19 protein-coding genes and 1 riboswitch are annotated in these 20,663 nt (G+C 71.3%); of the genes, 12 read left to right on the top strand and 7 right to left on the bottom strand.

Annotation, left to right across the window (positions count from 1 at the left end):
* On the top strand, window positions 1–2,407 hold a 2,407-nt coding region (locus tag HG542_RS29480), incomplete at its 5' end, for an RHS repeat-associated core domain-containing protein (protein ID WP_218039089.1).
* 35 nt (window positions 2,408–2,442) lie between these two features.
* Window positions 2,443–2,883: an SMI1/KNR4 family protein gene (locus HG542_RS29475; RefSeq protein ID WP_171086766.1), complete on the top strand. Its 441-nt coding sequence runs from the start codon at window positions 2,443–2,445 to the stop codon at window positions 2,881–2,883.
* A gap of 40 nt (window positions 2,884–2,923) precedes the next feature.
* Here the strand turns inward: HG542_RS29475 and HG542_RS29470 are convergent, their stop codons facing one another.
* Complete coding sequence (locus HG542_RS29470; RefSeq protein WP_171086764.1) at window positions 2,924–3,139, bottom strand: DUF397 domain-containing protein; 216 nt, start codon at window positions 3,137–3,139, stop codon at window positions 2,924–2,926.
* Window positions 3,129–3,959: a helix-turn-helix domain-containing protein gene (locus HG542_RS29465; RefSeq protein ID WP_171086762.1), complete on the bottom strand. Its 831-nt coding sequence runs from the start codon at window positions 3,957–3,959 to the stop codon at window positions 3,129–3,131. The genes HG542_RS29470 and HG542_RS29465 overlap by 11 nt, the downstream gene beginning before the upstream one ends.
* 294 nt (window positions 3,960–4,253) lie before the next feature.
* Here HG542_RS29465 and HG542_RS29460 point away from each other — a divergent pair, with 294 nt between their 5' ends.
* Entirely contained in the window at window positions 4,254–4,499 is a 246-nt protein-coding gene (locus tag HG542_RS29460) for a DUF7848 domain-containing protein (protein ID WP_171086760.1), read from the top strand.
* 118 nt (window positions 4,500–4,617) lie between these two features.
* Here the strand turns inward: HG542_RS29460 and HG542_RS29455 are convergent, their stop codons facing one another.
* The 3 genes from HG542_RS29455 to HG542_RS29445 form a co-directional block, all read right to left on the bottom strand.
* Window positions 4,618–5,961, bottom strand: a complete 1,344-nt coding sequence (locus HG542_RS29455) for a DUF1266 domain-containing protein (RefSeq protein ID WP_171086758.1) — start codon at window positions 5,959–5,961, stop codon at window positions 4,618–4,620.
* Between the two features lie 16 nt (window positions 5,962–5,977).
* A complete protein-coding gene (locus HG542_RS29450) occupies window positions 5,978–6,415 on the bottom strand; it encodes a DUF6193 family natural product biosynthesis protein (RefSeq protein ID WP_229922827.1) in 438 nt (145 codons plus the stop codon).
* A 153-nt stretch (window positions 6,416–6,568) separates the two neighbouring features.
* A complete protein-coding gene (locus HG542_RS29445; protein WP_171086757.1) occupies window positions 6,569–8,017 on the bottom strand; it encodes an aldehyde dehydrogenase in 1,449 nt (482 codons plus the stop codon).
* Between the two features lie 119 nt (window positions 8,018–8,136).
* Window positions 8,137–8,251, top strand: a riboswitch (cobalamin riboswitch).
* 148 nt (window positions 8,252–8,399) lie between these two features.
* Between HG542_RS29445 and HG542_RS29440 the strand changes: the two genes are divergently transcribed.
* Genes HG542_RS29440 through HG542_RS29420 form a run of 5 tightly spaced genes read left to right on the top strand, consistent with a single transcriptional unit; the run spans window position 8,400 to window position 13,986 of the window.
* Window positions 8,400–9,656 (top strand): SCO2321 family membrane protein, encoded by a 1,257-nt coding sequence (locus HG542_RS29440; protein WP_171086754.1) that lies wholly within the window; start codon window positions 8,400–8,402, stop codon window positions 9,654–9,656.
* A gap of 2 nt (window positions 9,657–9,658) precedes the next feature.
* Window positions 9,659–10,315, top strand: coding sequence for an SCO2322 family protein (locus HG542_RS29435; RefSeq protein ID WP_171086752.1), 657 nt, complete (start codon window positions 9,659–9,661; stop codon window positions 10,313–10,315).
* Window positions 10,316–10,331: 16 nt separating this feature from the next.
* Window positions 10,332–11,414, top strand: coding sequence for a CbiQ family ECF transporter T component (locus tag HG542_RS29430; protein WP_171086750.1), 1,083 nt, complete (start codon window positions 10,332–10,334; stop codon window positions 11,412–11,414).
* Window positions 11,411–13,078, top strand: a complete 1,668-nt coding sequence (locus HG542_RS29425) for an ABC transporter ATP-binding protein (protein ID WP_171086748.1) — start codon at window positions 11,411–11,413, stop codon at window positions 13,076–13,078. Before HG542_RS29430 ends, HG542_RS29425 begins: the two co-directional genes overlap by 4 nt.
* 59 nt (window positions 13,079–13,137) lie before the next feature.
* Complete coding sequence (locus HG542_RS29420) at window positions 13,138–13,986, top strand: ECF transporter S component (RefSeq protein WP_171086742.1); 849 nt, start codon at window positions 13,138–13,140, stop codon at window positions 13,984–13,986.
* Here HG542_RS29420 and HG542_RS29415 read toward each other — a convergent pair.
* Complete coding sequence (locus HG542_RS29415; RefSeq protein WP_171086741.1) at window positions 13,970–15,139, bottom strand: steroid 3-ketoacyl-CoA thiolase; 1,170 nt, start codon at window positions 15,137–15,139, stop codon at window positions 13,970–13,972. The genes HG542_RS29420 and HG542_RS29415 overlap by 17 nt on opposite strands.
* Window positions 15,140–15,377: 238 nt before the next feature.
* Between HG542_RS29415 and HG542_RS29410 the strand changes: the two genes are divergently transcribed.
* The 4 genes from HG542_RS29410 to HG542_RS29395 all read left to right on the top strand — a co-directional run bounded on the left by HG542_RS29410 (window position 15,378) and on the right by HG542_RS29395 (window position 18,519).
* Window positions 15,378–16,613 (top strand): cytochrome P450, encoded by a 1,236-nt coding sequence (locus HG542_RS29410; RefSeq protein WP_171086736.1) that lies wholly within the window; start codon window positions 15,378–15,380, stop codon window positions 16,611–16,613.
* A 169-nt stretch (window positions 16,614–16,782) separates the two neighbouring features.
* The gene (locus HG542_RS29405; protein ID WP_171086734.1) at window positions 16,783–17,403 is read left to right on the top strand and encodes a DUF6230 family protein; all 621 of its coding nucleotides are present in this window, start codon (window positions 16,783–16,785) and stop codon (window positions 17,401–17,403) included.
* Window position 17,404: 1 nt separating this feature from the next.
* The gene (locus HG542_RS29400) at window positions 17,405–17,845 is read left to right on the top strand and encodes a DUF6114 domain-containing protein (RefSeq protein ID WP_171086732.1); all 441 of its coding nucleotides are present in this window, start codon (window positions 17,405–17,407) and stop codon (window positions 17,843–17,845) included.
* On the top strand, window positions 17,842–18,519 hold the full coding sequence (locus tag HG542_RS29395; protein WP_171086731.1) for a hypothetical protein: 678 nt from the start codon (window positions 17,842–17,844) through the stop codon (window positions 18,517–18,519). Before HG542_RS29400 ends, HG542_RS29395 begins: the two co-directional genes overlap by 4 nt.
* Before the next feature lie 44 nt (window positions 18,520–18,563).
* Here the strand turns inward: HG542_RS29395 and HG542_RS29390 are convergent, their stop codons facing one another.
* Window positions 18,564–20,531 (bottom strand): bifunctional glycosyltransferase 87/phosphatase PAP2 family protein, encoded by a 1,968-nt coding sequence (locus tag HG542_RS29390; RefSeq protein WP_171086780.1) that lies wholly within the window; start codon window positions 20,529–20,531, stop codon window positions 18,564–18,566.
* Window positions 20,532–20,663: the final 132 nt, after the last annotated feature.

The raw sequence follows: 20,663 nt of genomic DNA, 5'->3' as shown, positions 1-20,663 counted from the left end.
GACGTACGACGCGGCCGGCAACCGCACGTCGCTCACGGACCCCACGGGCACCGTGACCCACTACACCTACGACGAGCTGGGCCACCCGGCGTCGGTCACGGACGCGTTGGGCAACACGACGCACGTACGCTGCAACGCGGCCGGCTTGGTGACGGAGGTGACCGACCCCCTGGGCGCGGTCACCAGCTACCGCCGGGACGCCTTCGGCCGCGTGACGACCGTCATCGACCCGCTCGGCGCAACCACCCACCTGCAGTGGTCGGTCGAGGGCCGCTTGCTGCGCCGTATCGCACCGGACGGCGCGGAGCAGTCCTGGACGTACGACGGGGAGGGCAACTGCACGCGGTACGTCGACGCGCTGGGCGGCGTGACGACGTACGAGTACACGCACTTCGACCTGCTCACGGCCCAGACCGGCCCGGACGGCGTGCGCCACGAATTCACGCACGATGCGGAACTGAGGCTGACGGGGGTCACCAACCCGCAGGGCCTGACGTGGACTTACGGGTACGACGGGGCGGGCCGCCTGCTGGAGGAGACGGACTTCGACGGCCGGCGCCTCACGTATGCGTACGACGCGGCGGGTCGGCTGACGGCCCGGACGAACGGCCTGGGCCAGACGATCACGTACGAGCACGACGTGCTCGGCCGGATGGTGGCGAGAAACGCGGACGGCGCCGTCACGACGTACGCGCACGACGCGGCGGGCCGCCTGCTGGAGGCGACGTGCCCGGACGCCACACTGATCTACCGCAGGGACCGCCTGGGCCGCGTGAAGTCGGAGACGACGAACGGCAGAACCCTGACGTTCACGTACGACGAACTGGGCCGCCGCACGCGCCGCATCACGCCGAGCGGCGCGGTGAGCGAGTGGACGTACGACGCGGCGGGCCGGCGCAACTCCCTGACGGCGTCAGGCCATCGCTTCGACATCGAGCACGATGCGGCGGGGAGGGAGGTGGCGCGGCACTTCGGCGAGAGCATCGCGCTGACGCACGAGTGGGACGCGGCGGGCCGTGTGATCTCCCAGTCGGTGCTTGCTGGCGAGGACCGCCTGCACCACCACTCGTACACCTACCGCCGCGACGGCTACCTGACTGCGGTCGACGACCGCAGCTTCGAACTGGACGCGGTGGGCCGCGTTACGGCGGTCGAGGGTCCGGGATGGCAGGAACGTTATGCCTACGACTCCGCCGGTAATCAGCAAGAGGCCGGCTGGCCTGAACGGCTCCCCGGTGCAGAAGCGCAGGGCACACGCACGTATTCAGGCACGCTGATCAAGCGCGCAGGAACGGTTCGCTACGAACACGACGCGCAGGGCCGGGTGGTCCTGCGCCAGAAGGTCCGCCTGTCGAGGAAACCGGACACGTGGCGCTACGAGTGGGACGCGGAGGACCGCCTCCGCTCGGTGGTGACGCCTGACGGCACGCGCTGGCGCTACCTCTACGACCCACTGGGCCGCCGAATAGCGAAGCAGCGCCTGACGGCTGACGGGGCCGAGGTCGCGGAACAGGTGGACTTCACCTGGGACGGCCCGACCCTGACGGAACAGATGACGACGTCTGCCGCGTTGCCGAACCCGGTCATCCTGACCTGGGACCACGACGGCCTGCGCCCGGTCTCCCAGACGGAACGCATAACGGCGGCGGAGGCCCCGCAGGAGGAGATCGACAGCCGCTTCTTCGCGATCGTCACGGACCTGGTCGGCGCGCCGACGGAGTTGGTGGACGAGCGGGGAACAACGGCGTGGCGCACCCGCACCACGCTGTGGGGCACGACGACGTGGCCGACGTCCAGCACGGCCTACACCCCACTCCGCTTCCCGGGCCAATACTTCGACCCGGAGACGGGACTCCACTACAACTTCCACCGCCACTACGACCCGGAGACGGCGCGGTACACGTCACCGGATCCGCTGGGGCTGGCGCCGGCACCGAACCCGGCGTCCTACGTGCACAACCCGCACACATGGGCCGATCCCCTCGGGCTGACTCCTTGCGAGGACGCCGAAAAGAACGCCGCCGCACGCAATGAGACGGTACTCGGGCCCGACGTACCAGCGCGCGAAGAAGCCTCGGTCGGCAGTGCCGCACACCACAAGTACAAGAAGACCTTCTTCGATGCATACCCCGACCAAAAGGGAAAGGTCGTGGTGCACCACGCAATCGAGCAGCAGGTCCTGAAGCGATACCCGGGACTTTTCACTCCGGACGAGATCCACTCCTTGGAAAACCTGAGAGGGATCCCGAAGGGCGACATCAACAGCCGCATCCACCTCAGCGAGATCCGAATAAAGTGGAATGACTTCTACAACAGCCACCCGAACCCAACACGCCAAGAAGTACTTGACCACGTGACACACGTGGACGACACACTGGGGCACTGGTTCGACCCCAGGATCCGCTAACATTCGCCATACCGCATTCGAAGAAGGAGAAAATAATGTGGCGTGAAGTTCTCGAATCCACTGGACACACCGTCGAACTGCGCGAACCTGCATCGCGAGCCACGCTCGACGACATCGAGTCCCGACTCGGCCAACCCGTCCCGGATGATTTGAAGCAACTACTCCTGGAGACTGACGGAGTCGAAGACGAATTCGGATCCGAGATCATCTGGAGCTGTGAACGAATCCTCCAGGACAACCGCGCGTTTCGTACTAATGAGTCGTATGCAGATCTCTACATGCCCTTCGACTCGCTCATGTTCTTCGGCGACAACGGGGGCGGCGATCAGTTTGCCTTTGTGCGTACACCTCAACGACAGGACGTTTTTGTCTGGGAGCACGAGACCGACAGTCGGAACTGGGTTTGCCCGTCTCTGGAAAATTATCTCCGACGCGCCCTTGAAAGCGCCGGAGAGGACTGGTACCGACAGGCGTGAGTGGGTGCCAATGGGCCGCTGGCATACGGTTCGAAGGCGCTCAGATGCTTCCGGCCTTGATGCCGGCCAAGAAAGCTGACCACGCCTCGCTGCGAAGAACAAGAACCGGGCCGTGGGGAACCTTGCTGTCTCGCACGGGTATAGCGCCTTGGAAGCAGTCGGCCACCTCCACACATGCCCCGTTTTCCGATCCACTGTAAGTGGATCTTCTCCACGTCTTAAATATGGGTGCATCCGGTATTCGACTAGCCTTCATCGGTGTACTCTTCCAGGTAATCGCGGATCAGGTCGAGAGACTCGGGCTCCGGCAGAGCCATTGAGCGCGCCACGTCGAAGCGCTGGACCAGCTCAACCAGCTTCTTCGGTGCATCCACTGCCTCACCGGAGTCGAAGCTTTCGACCAGAGCCACCGTCCCGCCGTCCTTGAGAGTCAACAGGGTCAAGCTACCACCCAACATCGGATGCAGCGCCTGCCGGAACGGAAGGATCTGCACCGTGATGAGCGAGCTGTCTGCCGCCCTCAACAACCGGTCCAGTTGTGCCGTCATGAACTTTTTATTGACCGTTGGACGCTTTAGCGCAGCTTCGTCAATGATTGCCCAATAATAAGGCGGGTCATCCGCCTCGAAGAGACACTGCCGGTTCATTCTGGCTGTCACATGCGCACTGATCTGATCGGGCGTTTTGCCGGGCATTCCCGCCAGGAACAGTTCTCGCGCATAGTCTTCCGTCTGCAGTAGTCCGGGGATCAGGCTGCTCGTGAATACTTGGATTCGGAGAGCCTTTCGCTCTTGCGCAACGACCTCTCGACTGTAGTCGGCGATCAGGGTGTCTTGTGCCATGGCGAGCAGCTCGACGAACAGTTCGTCTGCGTCGAAGTGGACGTCCAAGGCTTCCGCGAGGGCCACAGAGGGAAGCTGCTCGCCGCGCTCGACCCGGCCGATGTACGTGTGCGGGTACCCAATTCGCTCTGCGAGGGCGCGCAGGGACAGACCCGCTGATTCACGCAGGCGCCGCAGCCTGCGCCCCAGCATCGTGCGCGGCGTGGACCTGTCTTCGTTCTCTTGTAGCTCCATCGAACGGCCCTTCAACTTGCTGTGCACTAGCGGCATTTGGTCACAGTGCAGGTGTGTCCCCAGTGTGCCCGTTGAGCCAAAGTGGAGACCCGCGATTCCCAACTCTCCAGGGATCGCGAAACGAAAAGGACCCCGGCGACCGTCCTACCGGTCCCGGGGCATGGCCAACGCTGAGAGGAGCGCTGACGTGCTCAACCGTATCCGCCGCCGGCTCGAACGGGCCAGGGAGCCCCGCAGGCGTGACGACCTGATGGCAGGAGCGCCGCTCCCCCACGACGAGCCGAGGTGGAGCAAGTGACCCGTTCCGCAATGCGATTCACCCGCTGGAAGATCACGTCCGTGAAGGTGCCGGGCAACCCCCTGGTAACGCACGAACTGCACTGCGCCGCCTGCACCAAGAGCTCGGGGCCATGCGCGGAGATCGGCACTGCCCTTGACTGGGCCATGCGGCACTCCGGCGCCAACCCGGACCACACCGGCTACCGTGAGATCGCACACCGGCACTGGAAGACCAGCCCGGAAGGGCCGATCACCCCGTAGACCGACAGGCGCACCGCCAAGCGCCACCACTCCTTCCGGTGTCAGAAACCCTCACCTTCAGGGGTCGTTCACGAAGGTTTCTGTCACCGGAGGCACACACTCCGGGCTCGGTCTTCCGTCACGCCCTCTGCCCCTGCCCCTGCCCGAGCCCAACCCCCTCCCGCCCCCACGGGATGTTGAGCCAAGGACTGCCCGGGTCCGTGGTGAGGGTGCGATGTGCCTGGAGAACCTCCTCGTACCACGAGCCGAACTGCTCCTCGTCGAAGTGGAGGCAGCGCCCGAGGGCGTACGCGGCGGAGAACTCCTCCCAGGAGCTGTAGACGGACCTGGCGGCGATACCGGCGCGCAGGACCGCCTCCTCGGCCTCGTGCAGGGTGCAGTACCTCGCGGCCAGGCCCCAGCGGGCCATCCCGGAGGCCCGTCCGTAGTCCCAGGCCTGCGTGGTGCGCACATAGGCGTCCTCCGCCAGCAGGCCGTCCGCGCGGAAACGGGCCTCGTACCGCGTGATCACGCCAATCAGCCGGTGGAGTTCGGCGACGTGCTCCTCGACCTCGTCCTCCGTGAGGGTCCTCCCCCGGGTGACCCCGTCGGGCGTGATCCGGGTCTCCCCCGCCTCCGCGATCCTCCTGCGCAGGACGTGCTCCGCCGTGCGGCGCCAGTGCTCCACCTCGACGGGCCCGACGTAGTCCTGTGCCATGGCCCGCCGGACCCCGAGCGCGAACTCCCATACGTCACCGACCATGTCGGCGTTCAGCAGCCGCTCCTGGGCGTCGCGCCACGCCTCCGGGCCGTCGATCCCCCACCAGTCCTCGAGCCGGTCCTTCTCGTGGAAGTAGCCGCCGCCGTGATAGGCCATGGCGTTCCACAGTTCCCCGTTCTTGACGAAGAGCAGCGCGCTGCAGGCGAGTCCATGGGCGAGCGGGCCGTGCAGGGGGCCGCCCACGTACAGGGCGCGCAGCCGGCCGTGCCGGTCCGGGCAGCCGCAGGCCCTGGTGTGCGCGCGCTCGGCGTGCTCCTTCCAGACGGCGCGGTGCGCCGACGTCGCCGGGATGACGGCCTCGCAGGGGGTCCCGGGGTTGACCGCCAGATACGGCGGATCGGCATCGTTCCATTCCCGCGCGTACCAGCCCAGGGAGTACCCGCAGAAGACAGGGTCGGGGACCGGCGCGGGCAGCATGCCCTCGGTGTACACCGCAAGGCAGACGATCCCCGTCCGGGGGTGCCGCCAGGGGGTGAACATCACCGTCGGAGGGTCGGCGTCCGCGCCTGCCCGCGGGACGGGCAGGAACAGCCGCGTCCCGGCCAGCACATGGAGGTACGCGTCCCAGTCGCCGCGGAGCAGCGCGTCGTACAGCCCCTGCTCGACATCGCTCGGCGCCTGCCATACCGCGGCCGCCCGTGGATCCCAGACCCCCGGCTGCGCCCAGCCGACAGGCCTCTCCCCCGTGTTCCACAACCCCATGTTCCAACCCTATCGATCACACATCGAACAGACCCGATGCAGTATCGACGGGCCGCCGACCGCCGGTGGTCCCGGGCCGGACGATGGCTTCGTGGGCAGCGAGTTCTTCCGGGGTCCCGACGAAGGCAGGTCCGCAGTTCGGAGGGAGGCGCTCGACCACCATCGCGATGGCCTGTTGCGGCGTCGCGGCCGGTCCCACGGTCTCACTGCGTGAGGGTCCAGAGACCCAGTAGCCGCCTTCTGCCGCGGGGTGGATGTACGGAATGTCCCAGGTCCATCGCTGCTCGGTGCAACGGCTGAAGTGCAGTTCGCCCATTCCTGTCCACGGGAAGAGCTCTCGTAGACGGGGTTCGGCGTAGGCCGCTTCGAGCAATTCCGGACGGACCCGCCCGTCGTTGCAAACCTCCTGCCAACCCGCTTCGACCAGGGCTTGGCCCGATGGTGTCGTATCCATAGTGGCCATGATCCCTGCCGTTCCGGAAGGCTATTTCCCAGTCGCGCGCCAAGAACCACGCAGGCCGGGAAGCCTCCCGGGAGACCCGGCCCGCACGCATACCGCTCGAACGCCCGCACTCGGTCACACGAACCGACCGCCGCACCGCCAAGCTCACCCCGCCGGCAAATGAATCGTCTTGTGCTCCAGATACTCCGCAAACCCCTCCGGCCCGAACTCCCGCCCCAACCCGGAGGACTTGTAGCCGCCGAAAGGGCCCATCATGTCCAGGCTGAAGGTGTTGACGCAGTACGTCCCGGTACGTACCCGCCGCGCCACCTCCAGCCCCCGCTCCACATCACCCGTCCACACACTGCCCGACAGGCCGTAGTCCGAGTCGTCGGCTATCGCGACGGCCTCCTCCTCGTCCTCGTAGGGCAGCAGGCAGACGACCGGGCCGAAGATCTCCTCGCGGGCGATGCGCATCGCGTTGTCCACGTCGCCGAAGAGCGTCGGCTCGACGTACCAGCCCTTCTCCCGGTCCGCCGGGCGGCCGCCGCCCGCCAGGACCTTGGCGCCCTCCTCCCTTCCCAGCGCGATGTACTCCAGCGAGCGGTCCCGCTGGCGCCTCGTCACCAGGGGGCCGACCGCGGTAGCGGGGTCGAGCGGGTCGCCGACGGTCAACTCCGTGGCAGCCGCCGCCAACCGTTCGGCGAGTTCGGCGTAGTGGGTGCGCGGGGCGAGGACGCGGGTCTGGGCCACGCAGGCCTGGCCGTTGTTCATCCAGGCGCTGGGGACGATGCCGGCGACGGCCGCGTCCAGGTCGGCGTCCGGCAGGACGATGGCGGCGGACTTGCCGCCCAGTTCGAGGGTGACGCGGGTCAGGTTGCGCGCGGCGACCTCCATCACGCGCTTGCCCGCCGCGACCGACCCGGTGAAGGCCACCTTGTCGACGCCGGGGTGCCCGACGAGGTATTCGCCGGTCTCCCGCCCGGCGGGCAGGACCGACAGCACGCCCTCCGGCAGCCCGGCCTCGGCGGCGATCTCCGCGAGGAGGTACGCGTCCAGCGGCGTCTCGGGCGACGGCTTGAGGATCACCGAGCAGCCGGCCAGCAGCGCGGGCGCCAGCTTCGTGGCCGCGGTGAACTGCGGCACGTTCCAGGGCACCACGGCCGCCACCACCCCGACCGGCTCGTGCCGCACGAGCAGCGGGCCGAACGCGCCGGCCCTGCGCTCCTCGCAGGGGAAGCCGCGGGCGACGGAGATGGCGCAGTCCCACACCATGACCGCGCCGAGCGCCTGCCCGAGGACGCTCCAGGAGTAGGGGGAGCCGTTCTGCGCGGAGATGAGGCGGGCGAACTCCTCGTGCCGGGCGGCGATCGCGTCCTTGATGCGGGTGACGACGGCGATCCGCTCCTCCGGCGGCAGTCCCGGCCAGCCCCCCGAGTCGAAGGCGGTGCGGGCCGCGGCCACGGCCCGGTCCACGTCCGCGGGCGCGGCGTGCGGCACGCGCCCGATGATCTCCTCGGTGTGCGGCGACACGACGTCGAGCACGGCGTCCGTCGCCGGGGCGGCCGGGGTGCCGCCGATGAAGAGATGGCGGTGCTCGACGATTCCGGTCATCGTGATCCCCTCCAGATCTGACGTCCCATCAGATGGGGATAGCAGCTCCCCGCGGACCGGGCAATGCGCCCGCGGGACGTAGCGGTACGTATCCGCCCCGCCACGCAAGCGGGCGTCCGGTTAAGGTGTCCGGGACAACTCCATCCCACCTCGGAACGGGGGAAGCCGGTGCGAATCCGGCGCTGACCCGCAACCGTGAGCAGGGCCCGGGGCCCTGCGAGCCGGAGCACCCGCGCCGAGGAGGAAAAGGCTCACCCGTCGAGGTATGCGGGGCCGGGCCGGTGCCCCGCGCTCCGCCGCGGCGGCCGCCGCGCGGCTGCGCAGGCCTCCCGTGCAGACCCCGTACGGAACTCCCGTACAGACACCGAGAGGCACCGACCCCATGGCCCCCTCCTTCGCCGTCCACGCGCGCCGCGGCGCCGCGGCCCTGGCCACCGCCGCCGTGCTGGGCGCCGCCGCAGCGCCCGCGGCCTTCGCCGACGGCTCCCCGTCGCCGGCGGCACCGGGGCTGTACGGCACCAAGGACCCCAAGTTCGACGGTGTCTTCCGGCAGTCGCTCGTCCTCGTCGCCCAGGGCACGACGGGCCTGCCCGACGAGGCGGCCGTGAACTGGCTGGCGGACCAGCAGTGCTCCGACGGCGGCTTCGCCGGGTACCGGGCCGACACCGGCAAGGCCTGCGACCCGAAGGCGGGCGAGTTCACGGACGCGACCTCCGCCGCCGTGCAGGGCCTGGCGGCCGCGGGCGGCCGGTCCGCTGCCGTGCAGAAGGGCCTCGACTGGCTCAAGGGCCACCAGAACGAGGACGGCGGCTGGGGCATGACCCCCGGCGCCGCCAGCGACGCCAACTCCACCTCCATCGCGATCGGCGCCTTCGCCGCCGCGCGCCAGGACCCCGCCAAGGCCGTTGCCAAGAGCGGCAAGAGCCCGTACGACGCGCTGCTGTCCTTCCAGCTCGGCTGCGACAAGAAGGAGGACGAGCGCGGCGCGTTCGCCTACATGCCGCAGAAGGGCGAACTGCAGGCCAACGACCTCGCCTCGGCCGCCGCTGCGCTGGCCGCCCTCGGCAAGGGCTTCGGAGCCGGGGCGCCGAAGCAGGGCGACAAGCCCGTCAAGCCGCTGGAGTGCACGGGCGACGAGAACGCGAAGCCCCAGGACGCGGAGGCGGCGGCCGACGCCGTCGCCGGCTACCTGGCCAAGAAGCTGGACGCCGACGGCGGGCAGCTGAAGTCCTCGATGCCGGGCGCCCCGGAGGGCCCCGACTTCGGCGCCACCGCCGACGCCGTCATCGCCCTCGCCGCGGGCGGGCACCGCGAGGCGGCCGGCAAGCCGCTGGCGTGGCTGGAGTCCAAGGACAGCAAGACGGCCGAGTGGGCCAAGGGGGACCCGGGCCGCCTCGCCAAGCTGATCCTCGCCGCGCACACCGCGGGCGCCGACCCGCGCGCCTTCGGCGGCACGGACCTGGTGCGGCAGCTCGCGGACACGGCCCCGAAGCCGCAGGCCACGGCCACGCCCCAGGCGAAGGAGGAGAAGAAGGACGGCGGCAGCGACTCCAGCCGCTGGTGGGTCCTGGGTGCCGCCTTCGTCGCCAGCGTCGGCGTCGGCATCCTCCTCAGCGGCCGTATGAAGAAGAAGCAGTAGTGATGCGTGCGATGCGCGGAGTCTGCGCGCTTCTGGCGGCCGGGCTGCTCGCCGTGCTCGGCGCGGCGCCCGCGCAGGCGGCCGGTTACCGCTACTGGTCCTTCTGGCAGGCGGCGGGCAGCGGCAAGGACTGGACGTACGCCACGCAGGGCCCGGCCACCGCGCGCCCCGGCGACGGGGAGACGATCGGCTTCCGCTTCGCCGTCGGCGAGGACTCGGCGCAGGCCGCCAAGCCGCGCGGGGCAGCCGACTTCGCGGCGGTGTGCGGATCCACGGCGGCGAAGGACGGCAGCAAGCGGGTGGCCGTCGTCCTCGACTTCGGCACGGCCGCGGACGCCCCCGCGGGCGCCACCCCGCCGGCCGCGCGCAGCGCGTGCGCCCAGGTCGGCACGGACGCGAGCGCCGGCGAGGCGCTGGCCGCGGTGGCGAAGCCGCTGCGCTACAACTCCGCCGCGCTGCTGTGCGCGATCGCCGGGTACCCGGAGTCGGGCTGCGGCGAGCAGGTGGGCTCCGACAGGACCACGACCGCGGCCGGACCGGAGAGGAAGCCGGAGAAGAAGGACGACGGCGGGCCCTCCGCCGGCCTGCTCGCGGGCATCGCGGCCGTGGCCGTCCTCGGCGCGGCCGCCGTCTGGCAGAGCCGCCGCCGGCGCGGGTGAGGAACAGACGGCACGGATGAGGAACAGCGGCGCACTGCACGCCGGCGCATGGTGGATCTGGGCCCTGGGGCTGGCGGCCGCGGCATCGCGGACGACCAACCCCCTGCTGCTCGGCCTGCTCGTCGGCGTCGCGGGCTATGTGGTGGCGGCCCGGCGGACGGACGCGCCGTGGGCGCGCTCGTACGGGGCGTTCCTCCGGCTCGGGCTGGCCGTCATCGGCATCCGCCTGGTCTTCGCGGTGCTCCTGGGCTCGCCGATCCCCGGTACGCACACGGTGTTCACGCTCCCCGAGGTCCCGCTGCCGGACTGGGCGCGCGGGGTGCGCATCGGCGGCCGGGTGACCGCGGAGGGCCTGGTGTTCTCCCTCTACGACGGGCTGAAGCTGGCGTCCCTGCTGGTCTGCGTGGGCGCGGCGAACGCCCTCGCCAACCCGGCCCGGCTGCTGAAGTCCCTGCCGGGTGCGCTGTACGAGGCCGGGGTGGCGGTGGTGGTCGCGATGACGTTCGCGCCGAACCTGGTCGCGGACGTGGCCCGGCTGCGCGCCGCCCGGCGTCTGCGGGGCCGCCCGGACCGGGGCCCGAAGGCGCTGCTGCAGGTGGGGCTGCCGGTGCTGGAGGGCGCGTTGGAACGGTCGGTGGCCATGGCGGCGGCGATGGACGCGCGCGGCTACGGGCGCACGGCCCGAGTCCCGCGGTCCGTACGGCACTTGACGAACGTTCTGACGCTCGGGGGCCTGACCGGGGTGTGCGCCGGCACCTACGGTCTGCTGGCGGACGAGGGTGCCGGGTACGGCGTCCCCGTCCTGCTGCTCGGTCTGGCGGCCGCGCTGGGCGGTCTGCTGCTGGGCGGCCGCCGCTCGGTGCGCACCCGGTACCGGCCGGATGTGTGGGGGGTGCGGGCGTGGCTGGTGTCGGGGTCGGGAGCGGCCGTCGCGGCCCTGATGGCGGCCGCGCCGGAAGCGCCGCTGCACCCGGGAGTCGTCCCCCTGACGGCACCGGTGCTGCCGCTGGGGGCGGCGGGGGCGGTGCTGATCGGCCTGCTGCCGGCGTTCGTCGCCCCGGCCACCCGTCATGACGCTTCGGAGGAGGCACCGCAGTGATCCGGTTCGAGAACGTGACCGTCACCTACGACGGCGCCGCCGAGCCCTCCCTCCGCGACGTCGGACTCACCGTCCCGGAGGGCGAGTTGTGCCTGCTGGTCGGACCCTCGGGGACCGGCAAGTCCACGCTCCTCGGCACCGTCAGCGGGCTCGTCCCGCACTTCACGGGCGGCACCCTCCGCGGCCGGGTCACCGTCGCGGGGCGCGACACCCGCACGCACCGGCCCCGTGAACTCGCCGACGTGGTCGGCACGGTGGGCCAGGACCCGCTCGCGCACTTCGTCACCGACACCGTCGAGGACGAACTCGCCTACGGCATGGAGTCCCTCGGCCTCCCGCCGCACACCATGCGCCGCCGCGTCGAGGAGACCCTGGACCTGCTCGGGCTCGCCGCCCTGCGCAACCGGCCCATCGCCACCCTCTCCGGCGGGCAGCAACAGCGCGTCGCCATCGGCTCGGTGCTGACCACGCACCCGCAGGTGCTGGTCCTGGACGAGCCCACCTCCGCGCTGGACCCGGCGGCCGCCGAGGAGGTGCTGGCCGTGCTCCAGCGCCTGGTGCACGACCTCGGCACCACGGTGCTGATGGCCGAACACCGCCTGGAGCGCGTCGTCCAGTACGCGGACCGGCTGATCCTGCTGCCCGCCCCCGGCGCGGCCCCCGTCTGCGGCACCCCGGCCGAGGTCATGGCGGTCTCGCCGGTCCGGCCGCCGGTGGTGGACCTGGGCCGGCTCGTCGGGTGGTCCCCGCTGCCGCTCTCCGTCCGCGACGCCCGCCGCCGCGCGGCGCCGCTGCGCGAGCGGCTCGCCGGGGCGGTACCGGAGGAACCGGCGCCCGTCCCCGTACCGGCACAGCCGCGCCGAACGGGCCTGTTCCGCAAGCCGGTTCGACCCGACTCCCCCGCCCCCGTCGCCGAGATGTCCGGCCTCGCCGTCCGGCACGGCCGCGTCGACGCGCTGCGCGACATCGGCCTGACCGTGCGGCCCGGCGAGACCGTCGCCCTCATGGGCCGCAACGGCGCCGGCAAGTCCACCCTCCTGCGCACCCTCGTCGGCATGCACGAGCCCGCCCGCGGCACGGTGCGCGTCGGCGACGCCGTACCGCACCGCACGAGCCCGCGCAGGCTCCTCCGGCGCGTCGGCCTCGTCCCGCAGGACCCGCGCGACCTGCTCTACGCGGACAGGGTGGCCGCGGAGTGCACCGCCGCCGACCAGGACGCGGGCGCAACACCGGGCACCTGCCGGGAGTTGGTGACCGAGCTGCTGCCGGACATATCCGATACCACCCACCCTCGCGACCTCTCCGAGGGCCAGCGCCTCGCGCTCGCCCTGGCGGTGGTGCTCGCCGCCCGTCCCCCGCTCCTGCTGCTGGACGAGCCGACGCGCGGCCTCGACTACGCGGCCAAGGCCCGCCTGGTGGAGATTCTTCGGGCCCGCGCCGCCGAGGGCCACGCCATCGTGCTGGCCACGCACGACGTGGAACTCGCGGCGGAACTGGCGCACCGCGTCCTGATCCTGGCGGAGGGCGAGATCGTGGCGGACGGCCCGACCGCGGAGGTCGTGGTGTCGTCCCCGTCCTTCGCCCCGCAGGTGTCGAAGATCCTGGCCCCGCAGCCGTGGCTCACGGTGCCGCAGGTGCGCGATGCGCTGGGGGTGATGGCGTGAAGGGGTTCGCCGAGGGGCCTGAGGCCACTTGTCCTCCGCCGCAACGCCGGGCAACCACGATGAAGGTGACCGGCGGTGCCGAACCGGCCGGTCCGGCCGACCGCCAAGCGCGAGCCATCCGGCTCGGCGCGCGATCGGTGGCCGCGCTCCTCCTCGTCTCCGCCGTCGGCGTCGCCGCCTTCGCATGGCCGCTGCTCGCCGCACAGGCGTCGGGGCTGGCGCACTCCGGTGACGCCCCCTGGCTCTTCGCCGCCCTCCTCCCCCTCCTCCTCGCCGTCGTCATGGCGACGATCGCCGACTCCGGCCTGGACGCGAAGGCCATCGCCATGCTCGGCGTCCTCGCCGCGGCCGGGGCCGCGCTCCGGCCGCTCGGCGCCGGCACGGCCGGCATCGAGCCGATGTTCTTCCTGATGGTGCTCTCCGGCCGCGTCCTCGGCCCCGGCTTCGGGTTCGTCCTCGGCTCGTTGTCGATGTTCGCGTCGGCCCTGCTGACCGGCGGGGTCGGCCCGTGGATGCCGTTCCAGATGCTGGCCATGGGCTGGGTCTCGATGGGCGCGGGCCTGCTGCCCGCGCCCGACCGGCTGCGCGGGCGGCGGGAGTCGGCGATGCTGGCCGCGTACGGGGCGGTCGCGTCCGTCCTCTACGGCACCGTGATGAACCTCCAGGGCTGGCCGTACATCGGGTCCCTCGCCTCCGGGGTGTCGTTCGTCCCCGGCGACCCGCTCTCCGCCAACCTGACGCGTTTCGCGGCCTATTGCCTGGCCACGTCCCTCGGCTGGGACCTGCCGCGCGCGCTCGTCACGGTGACGGCTACGCTCGCGCTGGGCCCGGTCGTCCTCAGGGCGCTGCGCCGGGCGACCCGGCGGGCCGCGTTCGAGGCGCCCGCACGGTTCACAGCCGCTGAATGATCGTCCCCGTCGCGAGCGCGCCGCCCGCGCACATCGCGATGAGGGCGAACTCCTTGTCCGTGCGTTCCAGTTCGTGCAGCGCGGTGGTGATCAGCCGGGCGCCGGTCGCGCCGACCGGATGACCGAGGGCGATGGCGCCCCCGTTGACGTTGACCTTCTCCAGGTCCTGCTCGAAGACGTGCGCCCACGAGAGCACCACCGAGGCGAACGCCTCGTTGATCTCCACGAGGTCGATGTCGCGCAGCGACATCCCCGCCTTGCCCAGCACGGCCCGCGTCGCGTCCACCGGCCCGTCCAGGTGGAAGTGCGGGTCGGCGCCGACGAGCGCCTGGGCGACGATACGGGCCCGGGGGCGCAGCCGCAGGGCGCGGGCCATGCGCTTGGACGCCCATAACAGGGCGCAGGCGCCGTCGGATATCTGCGAGGTGTTGCCCGCGGTGTGGACGGCGGTGGGCATGACGGGCTTGAGCCCGGCGAGCGCCTCCATGCTGGTGTCGCGCAGGCCCTCGTCGCGGTCGACGAGGCGCCACATGCCCTGCCCGGCGTGCTGCTCCTCCTCCGTGGTGGGCACCTGGACCGCGTAGGTCTCCCGCTTGAAACGTTCCTCCGCCCAGGCGCGAGCGGCCCGTTGCTGGGAGAGCAGGCCGAGGGCGTCGACGCGCTCGCGGGTCAGGCCGCGCTTGCGGGCGATGCGCTCGGCGGCCTCGAACTGGTTGGGCAGGTCGACGTTCCACTCGTCGGGGAACGGCTTGCCGGGCCCGTGCCGGGAGCCGCTGCCCAGCGGCACGCGGGACATGGCCTCGACGCCGCAGGAGAGGCCGATGTCGATCACGCCGCTCGCGATCATGTTGGCGACGAGGTGGCTCGCCTGCTGGGAGGAGCCGCACTGGCAGTCGACGGTGGTGGCCGCGGTCTCGTAGGGCAGCCCCATGGCGAGCCAGGCGGTGCGGGCGGGGTTCATGGACTGCTCGCCGGCGTGGGTGACGGTGCCGCCGACGATCTGCTCGACGCAGTCGGGCTGGATGCCGGTGCGTGCGAGGACTTCCCGGTAGGTCTCCCCCAGCAGGTAGGCGGGGTGGAGGTTGGCGAGCGCCCCTCCGCGCCTGCCGATGGGGGTGCGTACGGCTTCGACGATGACGGGTTCCGCGGCCATGACTCGCCCTCTCCTCGTGTCCGCGGGCTTCCCGGTGCCCGCGGCAGCAGAAGTAGTACGTGTTCTCGTCTTCTCGTCCCGCTCGCAGTCTTATGACTGCCACCCCCGGTACGCAAGGGTCGCGCAGGCCTCCTGCCGCGCAACAGACGGCGTCGTCTCCCTTGCCGCTCCCCGGGCCCGTCAGTACGGTCACGGCACACCTTTCTGACGCTCCGTCAGCTACTGCGAGGTGACCGCGATGGACTGCCCGGCGCTGCCCGACGGATTCGACTTCACCGACCCCGACCTCTACCAGCGGCGCGTCCCCCTCCCGGAGTTCGCCCGGCTGCGGCGCACCGCTCCGGTGTGGTGGAACGCCCAGCCGCACGGCCTGGCGGGCTTCGGCGACGACGGCTACTGGGTGGTGACCCGGCACGCGGACGTCCGGGAGGTCTCCACCCGGCCCGAGGACTTCTCCTCCGCCCGCAACACCTCCGTCATCCGCTTCCACCCCGGCATCACGCCGCAGGCGATCGACGCGCAGAAGCTGATGATGCTCAACATGGACCCGCCCGAGCACACCCGCGTCCGGCAGATCGTGCAGCGCGGCTTCACCCCGCGGGCGGTCCGCGCCCTGGAGACGGCCCTGCGGGAACGGGCCCGCGCCATCGTGGCGGCGGCCCGCGAGCGCGGCAGCGGGAACTTCGTCACCGACATCGCCTGCGAACTGCCCCTGCAGGCCATCGCCGAGCTCATCGGCATCCCCCAGCACGACCGGGCGAAGATCTTCGACTGGTCGAACCGGATGATCGCCTACGACGACCCCGAGCTCGCCGTCACCGAGGAGACCGGCGCCCTCGCCGCCATGGAGCTGATCTCCTACGCGATGGACCTGGCCGGCGCGCGCGCCGCCCGCCCCGCCCGGGACATCGTCAGCCGGCTGGTGGCGGCGGAGGACGAAGGGAGCCTCGGCTCCGACGAGTTCGGCTTCTTCGTCCTGATGCTGGCCGTCGCCGGCAACGAGACCACCCGCAACGCCATCAGCCACGGCATGCACGCCTTCCTCACCCACCCCGGCCAGTGGGAGCTCTACCGGCGCGAACGCCCCGCGACCGCGGCCGAGGAGATCGTTCGCTGGGCCACCCCGGTCGTCTCCTTCCAGCGCACCGCGACGCACGACGTGCAGCTGGGGGACGTGACCGTCCGGGAGGGGCAGCGGGTCGGCCTCTTCTACGCCTCCGCCAATCACGACCCCGAGGTGTTCGACCGCCCCGGGGAGTTCGACATCACCCGCGACCCCAACTTCCACCTGGGCTTCGGCGGCGGGGGCCCGCACTTCTGCCTGGGCAAGTCGCTGGCCGTGCTGGAGATCGACCTCGTCTTCCGCGCGATCGCCGACGCGGTGCCGAACATCCGCGCGGCCGGGGAGCCGCGGCGGCTGCGCTCGGCATGGCTGAACGGGATCAAGGAACTGCAGGTGGTGTACGAGCCATGACGCCCCTCGTCCAAGATCCACAACTCCCTTGATCTGGACTGGACCTGACCCCTTGTCAGGCCGATAAGGGCGGACTTACCCTCGGGTACACCTTCCGGGGCGGCACCTTCCGCGCATGCGACGCGCACCCCACGACCGCCAACCCCACCCCATCCGAGGGGAATCGAACATGAAGGACGATCAAGGAAGACAGGTGACCGGCAAGGTCAGGTGGCGCAGATTCGCCGTCCTGGCCGTGCCCGGGTTCGCCGTCACGGCCGCGCTGGCCGTCGCCCTCGCCGACGGTGCCCTGGCGGCCTCGTTCGCGGTCTCCGGGCAGGAGTTCAAGATCCGCGCCCAGAGCATGGAGGGCGACGGCTTCGCCCAGTACGGCGGCGTGGACCGCAACGCCCGCGGCAAGCTGCTGCCGGTCGCGGTCACCGCCATCAAGAGCGCCAGGATCCATTCGCTGTGCCAGTCGGTGGTGACCACCCTGCCGATGCTCGGCGACATCTCGCTGCAGCTCACCGCGGGCGGGGGCAGCAAGCCGGTCGAGGCCGAGAACCTGTTCATCGACGCCACCCAGATGTCCGGCGACGCGTCGTTCAAGGACATCGAGATCGGCCGGGACGCGTCGACCCTCAACAAGGGTCCGGCCAACGCCCAGGGCCTGCAGGACGCGTTCGGCCAGCAGGCCAAGCGGATCGAGATCTCGGACGTCAGGCAGACCGCCTGGGCGACCAATGCAGGAACGTTCAAGCTGTCCGGCCTCGATATGAAGATCGGCCTGGGCAGGAAGGAGTGCTTCTGACGTGGCCGGGTCCGCGTCGGAATCCCCCGCCCGGCGTCACCCCTGGACCACGTGGCGACGGTGGCGCAAGGGCCGCCCGTTCTGGGGCGGCCTCGTCACCGTCGTCGCGGGCACGGAGATCTGCGTCCTCCCGCTGGCCCCGCTGAAGATCATGCTGGAGCAGGGCATCGCGGGCATCCCCTCGGTCCTCATGGGCCTGGTGATGGTCGTCATGGGCCTGACGGCCTGGTTCGCCCCGCAGTACCGCTCGCTCGCCGGGGTGCTCACCGTCCTGATGGCCACGGCCGCGCTGGTGATGTCCAACCTCGGCGGCTTCCTGATCGGCACCGTCCTCGGCATCGTCGGCGGGGCCATGACCTTCGCCTGGACCCCGGCGGACCGGGAAGCGGGCGAGCCCGCACCGCCCATGCACCCACCGTCCCCATCCAAGGAGATCCGATGACCCTCCGCAGTGCGCGCCCGCTCGTCGCCTCCGGTGCCGGCCTCGCCCTTCTCGCCGCACTCGGCCTGGCCGGGTCGGCCGGTGCCAGACCGGCCGACGCGGGGTCCACCACCGTCTCCCCCGCCGGACACTCCTTCGCCGCCACGCTCAACGGACAGGCCACCTTCCAGGCCGGCTCCGTGACCGTCACGTGCAACACCTCCACCAGCCAGCCCGACGGCACCACCACCAACAACCAGGTACCCGCGGCACCGGGCAACACCAACGCCGCAGGTCCGGTGGCCAGTTCGGTCAACGCCCCCACGTACTCCGACTGCAGCGCCAGCATCCCCGGCGTCACCGTCACCGTCACCACGTCCGGCACCTGGGGCATCTCGATGCAGAACGGGTCGCCGATCACCGCCACGATGACCATCCCCCAGGGCGGCCTCGTCCTGCAGACCACGGGCCTGGCCAACTGCACGGTGACCGCGGCACCCGGCGGGAGCGCGTCCTTCGGCGCGACGTTCACCAACGGCGCGCCGTCGCAACTGGTCGTCAGCGGCGCCTCCGTACCCGTCACCGTCAGCGGCGGCTTCGGCTGTCCGACGGCCGCCACGGCGTCGGTCTTCAACGCGACGTACGACGTGACGGACACGACGGACGCGACGCAGCAGATAACGGTGGGCAGTTGACGGCCTTCCCCGCGCCCTGAAAGGGGCGCGGGGCTGCGACATCATCAGGCCCGAACGGGCTCGGGCGCGACGGGATCACTCGGCCCCCGCGCCCCGGGAATCACGGCAAGGGCAGGCCGTCCGGGCCCGGTCAGCACGTACTGAATGCCGAAGCCGCAGGCAACCACCAGCACCCCGCCCAACGCGTCCAGCACATAGTGGTTGGCCGTCCCGATGATCACCGAAAAGGTGAGCAGCGGGTAGAGCATGCCCGCCGCCTTCATCCACGGCTTCGGCGCGATCACCGCGATCACGATCCCGCACCACAGCGACCAGCCGATGTGCAGCGAGGGCATCGCCGCGTACTGGTTGGACAGTTCCGTCAGCGGCCCGAAGTCGGGGTGGGACAGGTCCTGCGGCCCGTTGGCGGTGTCGATGAAGCCGAGGCCCGGCATCAGCCGCGGCGGGGCCAGCGGGTAGAGCCAGAAGCCGGCGAGCGCCATCAGCGTCGCGAGGGCCAGCGCCGTGCGGCCCCAACGGTAGAGCGCGGGGCGGCGCACGTAGAGGAAGGCGAGCAGGGACACCGGCACGATGAAGTGGAAGGTGCCGTAGTAGTAGTCCATGGCGTCCGCGAGCCGGTCGGTGCCCGCCACGAAGTGGTTGAAGGCGTGCTCGACGTCCATGTGCAGGAATCTCTCGATGCCGAGTATCTGCCGGCCGTGCGACTCCGCCAGGCTGCGCGAGTCGGGGGCCTGGGCGCGGACGTAGGAGTAGGCCCAGTAGCCGACCCGTATCAGCATCAGCTCCAGCAGCATGTTGGGGCGGTTGAGCGGGCGCTTCCAGAAGCCGAGCAGCGGCACCCAGGACCAGCGCCCGCGCTGCGGCTCGGCGACCGGGGTCGGCTCGGGCCGCTCCCACAGCTCCGCGCCGCGCGACAGGAACGGCACCGCGCAGGCGGCCAGCAGGGCGGCCAGCAGCGGGGCGTTGTCGCCGAGCGGCCCGAACACGGGGTTCGGCGGCACGAGGACGGCGCTGGGGAGCGTCATGACGAGCACGACGAGCACGGGCCACACCAGCCGGCCGGCGCGCCGCCGGCCGACCCGGCCGACGACGGCGAGCAGGATCCACAGCTGCTGGTGCTGCCAGGCGGTGGGCGAGACGGCGACGGCGACGCAGCCGGTGAGGGCGGTGGCCAGCAGCAGCTGCCCGTCCCGGGCGCAGCGCACGGCGCGGCGGAGGCCGGTGACGGTCACGGCGGCGGACAGCAGTGCATAGAGCGCGAGTTCGACGGGGCCTCGCAGGCCGATGCGGAGCAGCAGTCCGTGCAGGGACTGGTTGGCGAGCCCGTCGGGGTGGCTGCCGAGGCCGGCGCCGGCGATGTGGTGCACCCAGTAGGCCCACGAGTCGTCGGGCAGGGCCGCCCAGGCGAGGGCCGTGCAGACGGCGAAGGTGGCACCGCCGGCGAAAGCAGCGCGCCGCCGCCCTGTGAACCGGAGCAGCGGCGCGAAGAGCAGCACGGCGGGCTGCAGGGCGGCGGCGAGCCCGACGAGGACGCCCGCGGCCGGCCCGTCGTCCTGCGCGAGGCGCGGCCGGCAGCAGGCGAGGACGACGAGCAGGACGGGGATGATGCTGGTCTGCCCGAGTGTGAAGGTGTTGCGCACGGGCAGCGAGAGCACGGCCAGGATGACGGCCACCGGCGCGGCGAGCAGCGCCGTGCGCCGGGAGACGGGCTGCGGCACGGCGCGCGCGGCGACGAGCGCGAGGGCGACGACGAGGAGCAGCGTGCCGAAGGTCCAGGCGATGCCGAGGCTCTGTTCGGCGGCCCGGCTCAGCGGTTTGAGGACGAGTCCGGCGAACGGGGTACCGGTGAACCGGTCGGTGTCGTAGAGCGAGCCGCGCACATGCAGCACGCCGTGGTCGCCGATCCAGGTCGCCAGGTCGGTGAACCGCCGCTCGGGCGGGAGCCGCAGCACGGCGGCGGCCTGCCGCACGGCGAGCAGCCCGGCGAGCCCCCAGAGGACCCCCAGCACCATGCCGGTGCGAGAGCCCGCGCCCAGCGGCCCCCCGAGCCCGCTCCGCTCTGCTTCCGCCACGCTCCGCCGCTCCTCCGGTCGCCCAGATCGGTCGTCTTCGTCGAGTTCGCCGCGCTCTGTGAGACCTTACTG

It is taken from the genome of Streptomyces morookaense (assembly GCF_013030945.1).
Lineage (GTDB): Bacteria > Actinomycetota > Actinomycetes > Streptomycetales > Streptomycetaceae > Streptomyces > Streptomyces morookaensis.
This window is presented reverse-complemented; position numbering and strand designations above follow the sequence as displayed.

Excerpts from the sequence above, each read along its gene's own strand:
- HG542_RS29475 (WP_171086766.1), top strand. The coding sequence starts at position 2,443 with ATGTGGCGTGAAGTTCTCGAATCCACTGGACACACCGTCGAACTGCGC.
- HG542_RS29470 (WP_171086764.1), bottom strand. The coding sequence starts at position 3,139 with ATGAAGGCTAGTCGAATACCGGATGCACCCATATTTAAGACGTGGAGA.
- HG542_RS29465 (WP_171086762.1), bottom strand. The coding sequence starts at position 3,959 with ATGGAGCTACAAGAGAACGAAGACAGGTCCACGCCGCGCACGATGCTG.
- HG542_RS29455 (WP_171086758.1), bottom strand. The coding sequence starts at position 5,961 with ATGGGGTTGTGGAACACGGGGGAGAGGCCTGTCGGCTGGGCGCAGCCG.
- HG542_RS29450 (WP_229922827.1), bottom strand. The coding sequence starts at position 6,415 with ATGGATACGACACCATCGGGCCAAGCCCTGGTCGAAGCGGGTTGGCAG.
- HG542_RS29445 (WP_171086757.1), bottom strand. The coding sequence starts at position 8,017 with ATGACCGGAATCGTCGAGCACCGCCATCTCTTCATCGGCGGCACCCCG.
- HG542_RS29440 (WP_171086754.1), top strand. The coding sequence starts at position 8,400 with ATGGCCCCCTCCTTCGCCGTCCACGCGCGCCGCGGCGCCGCGGCCCTG.
- HG542_RS29435 (WP_171086752.1), top strand. The coding sequence starts at position 9,659 with ATGCGTGCGATGCGCGGAGTCTGCGCGCTTCTGGCGGCCGGGCTGCTC.
- HG542_RS29430 (WP_171086750.1), top strand. The coding sequence starts at position 10,332 with ATGAGGAACAGCGGCGCACTGCACGCCGGCGCATGGTGGATCTGGGCC.
- HG542_RS29420 (WP_171086742.1), top strand. The coding sequence starts at position 13,138 with ATGAAGGTGACCGGCGGTGCCGAACCGGCCGGTCCGGCCGACCGCCAA.
- HG542_RS29415 (WP_171086741.1), bottom strand. The coding sequence starts at position 15,139 with ATGGCCGCGGAACCCGTCATCGTCGAAGCCGTACGCACCCCCATCGGC.
- HG542_RS29410 (WP_171086736.1), top strand. The coding sequence starts at position 15,378 with ATGGACTGCCCGGCGCTGCCCGACGGATTCGACTTCACCGACCCCGAC.
- HG542_RS29405 (WP_171086734.1), top strand. The coding sequence starts at position 16,783 with ATGAAGGACGATCAAGGAAGACAGGTGACCGGCAAGGTCAGGTGGCGC.
- HG542_RS29395 (WP_171086731.1), top strand. The coding sequence starts at position 17,842 with ATGACCCTCCGCAGTGCGCGCCCGCTCGTCGCCTCCGGTGCCGGCCTC.
- HG542_RS29390 (WP_171086780.1), bottom strand. The coding sequence starts at position 20,531 with ATGGTGCTGGGGGTCCTCTGGGGGCTCGCCGGGCTGCTCGCCGTGCGG.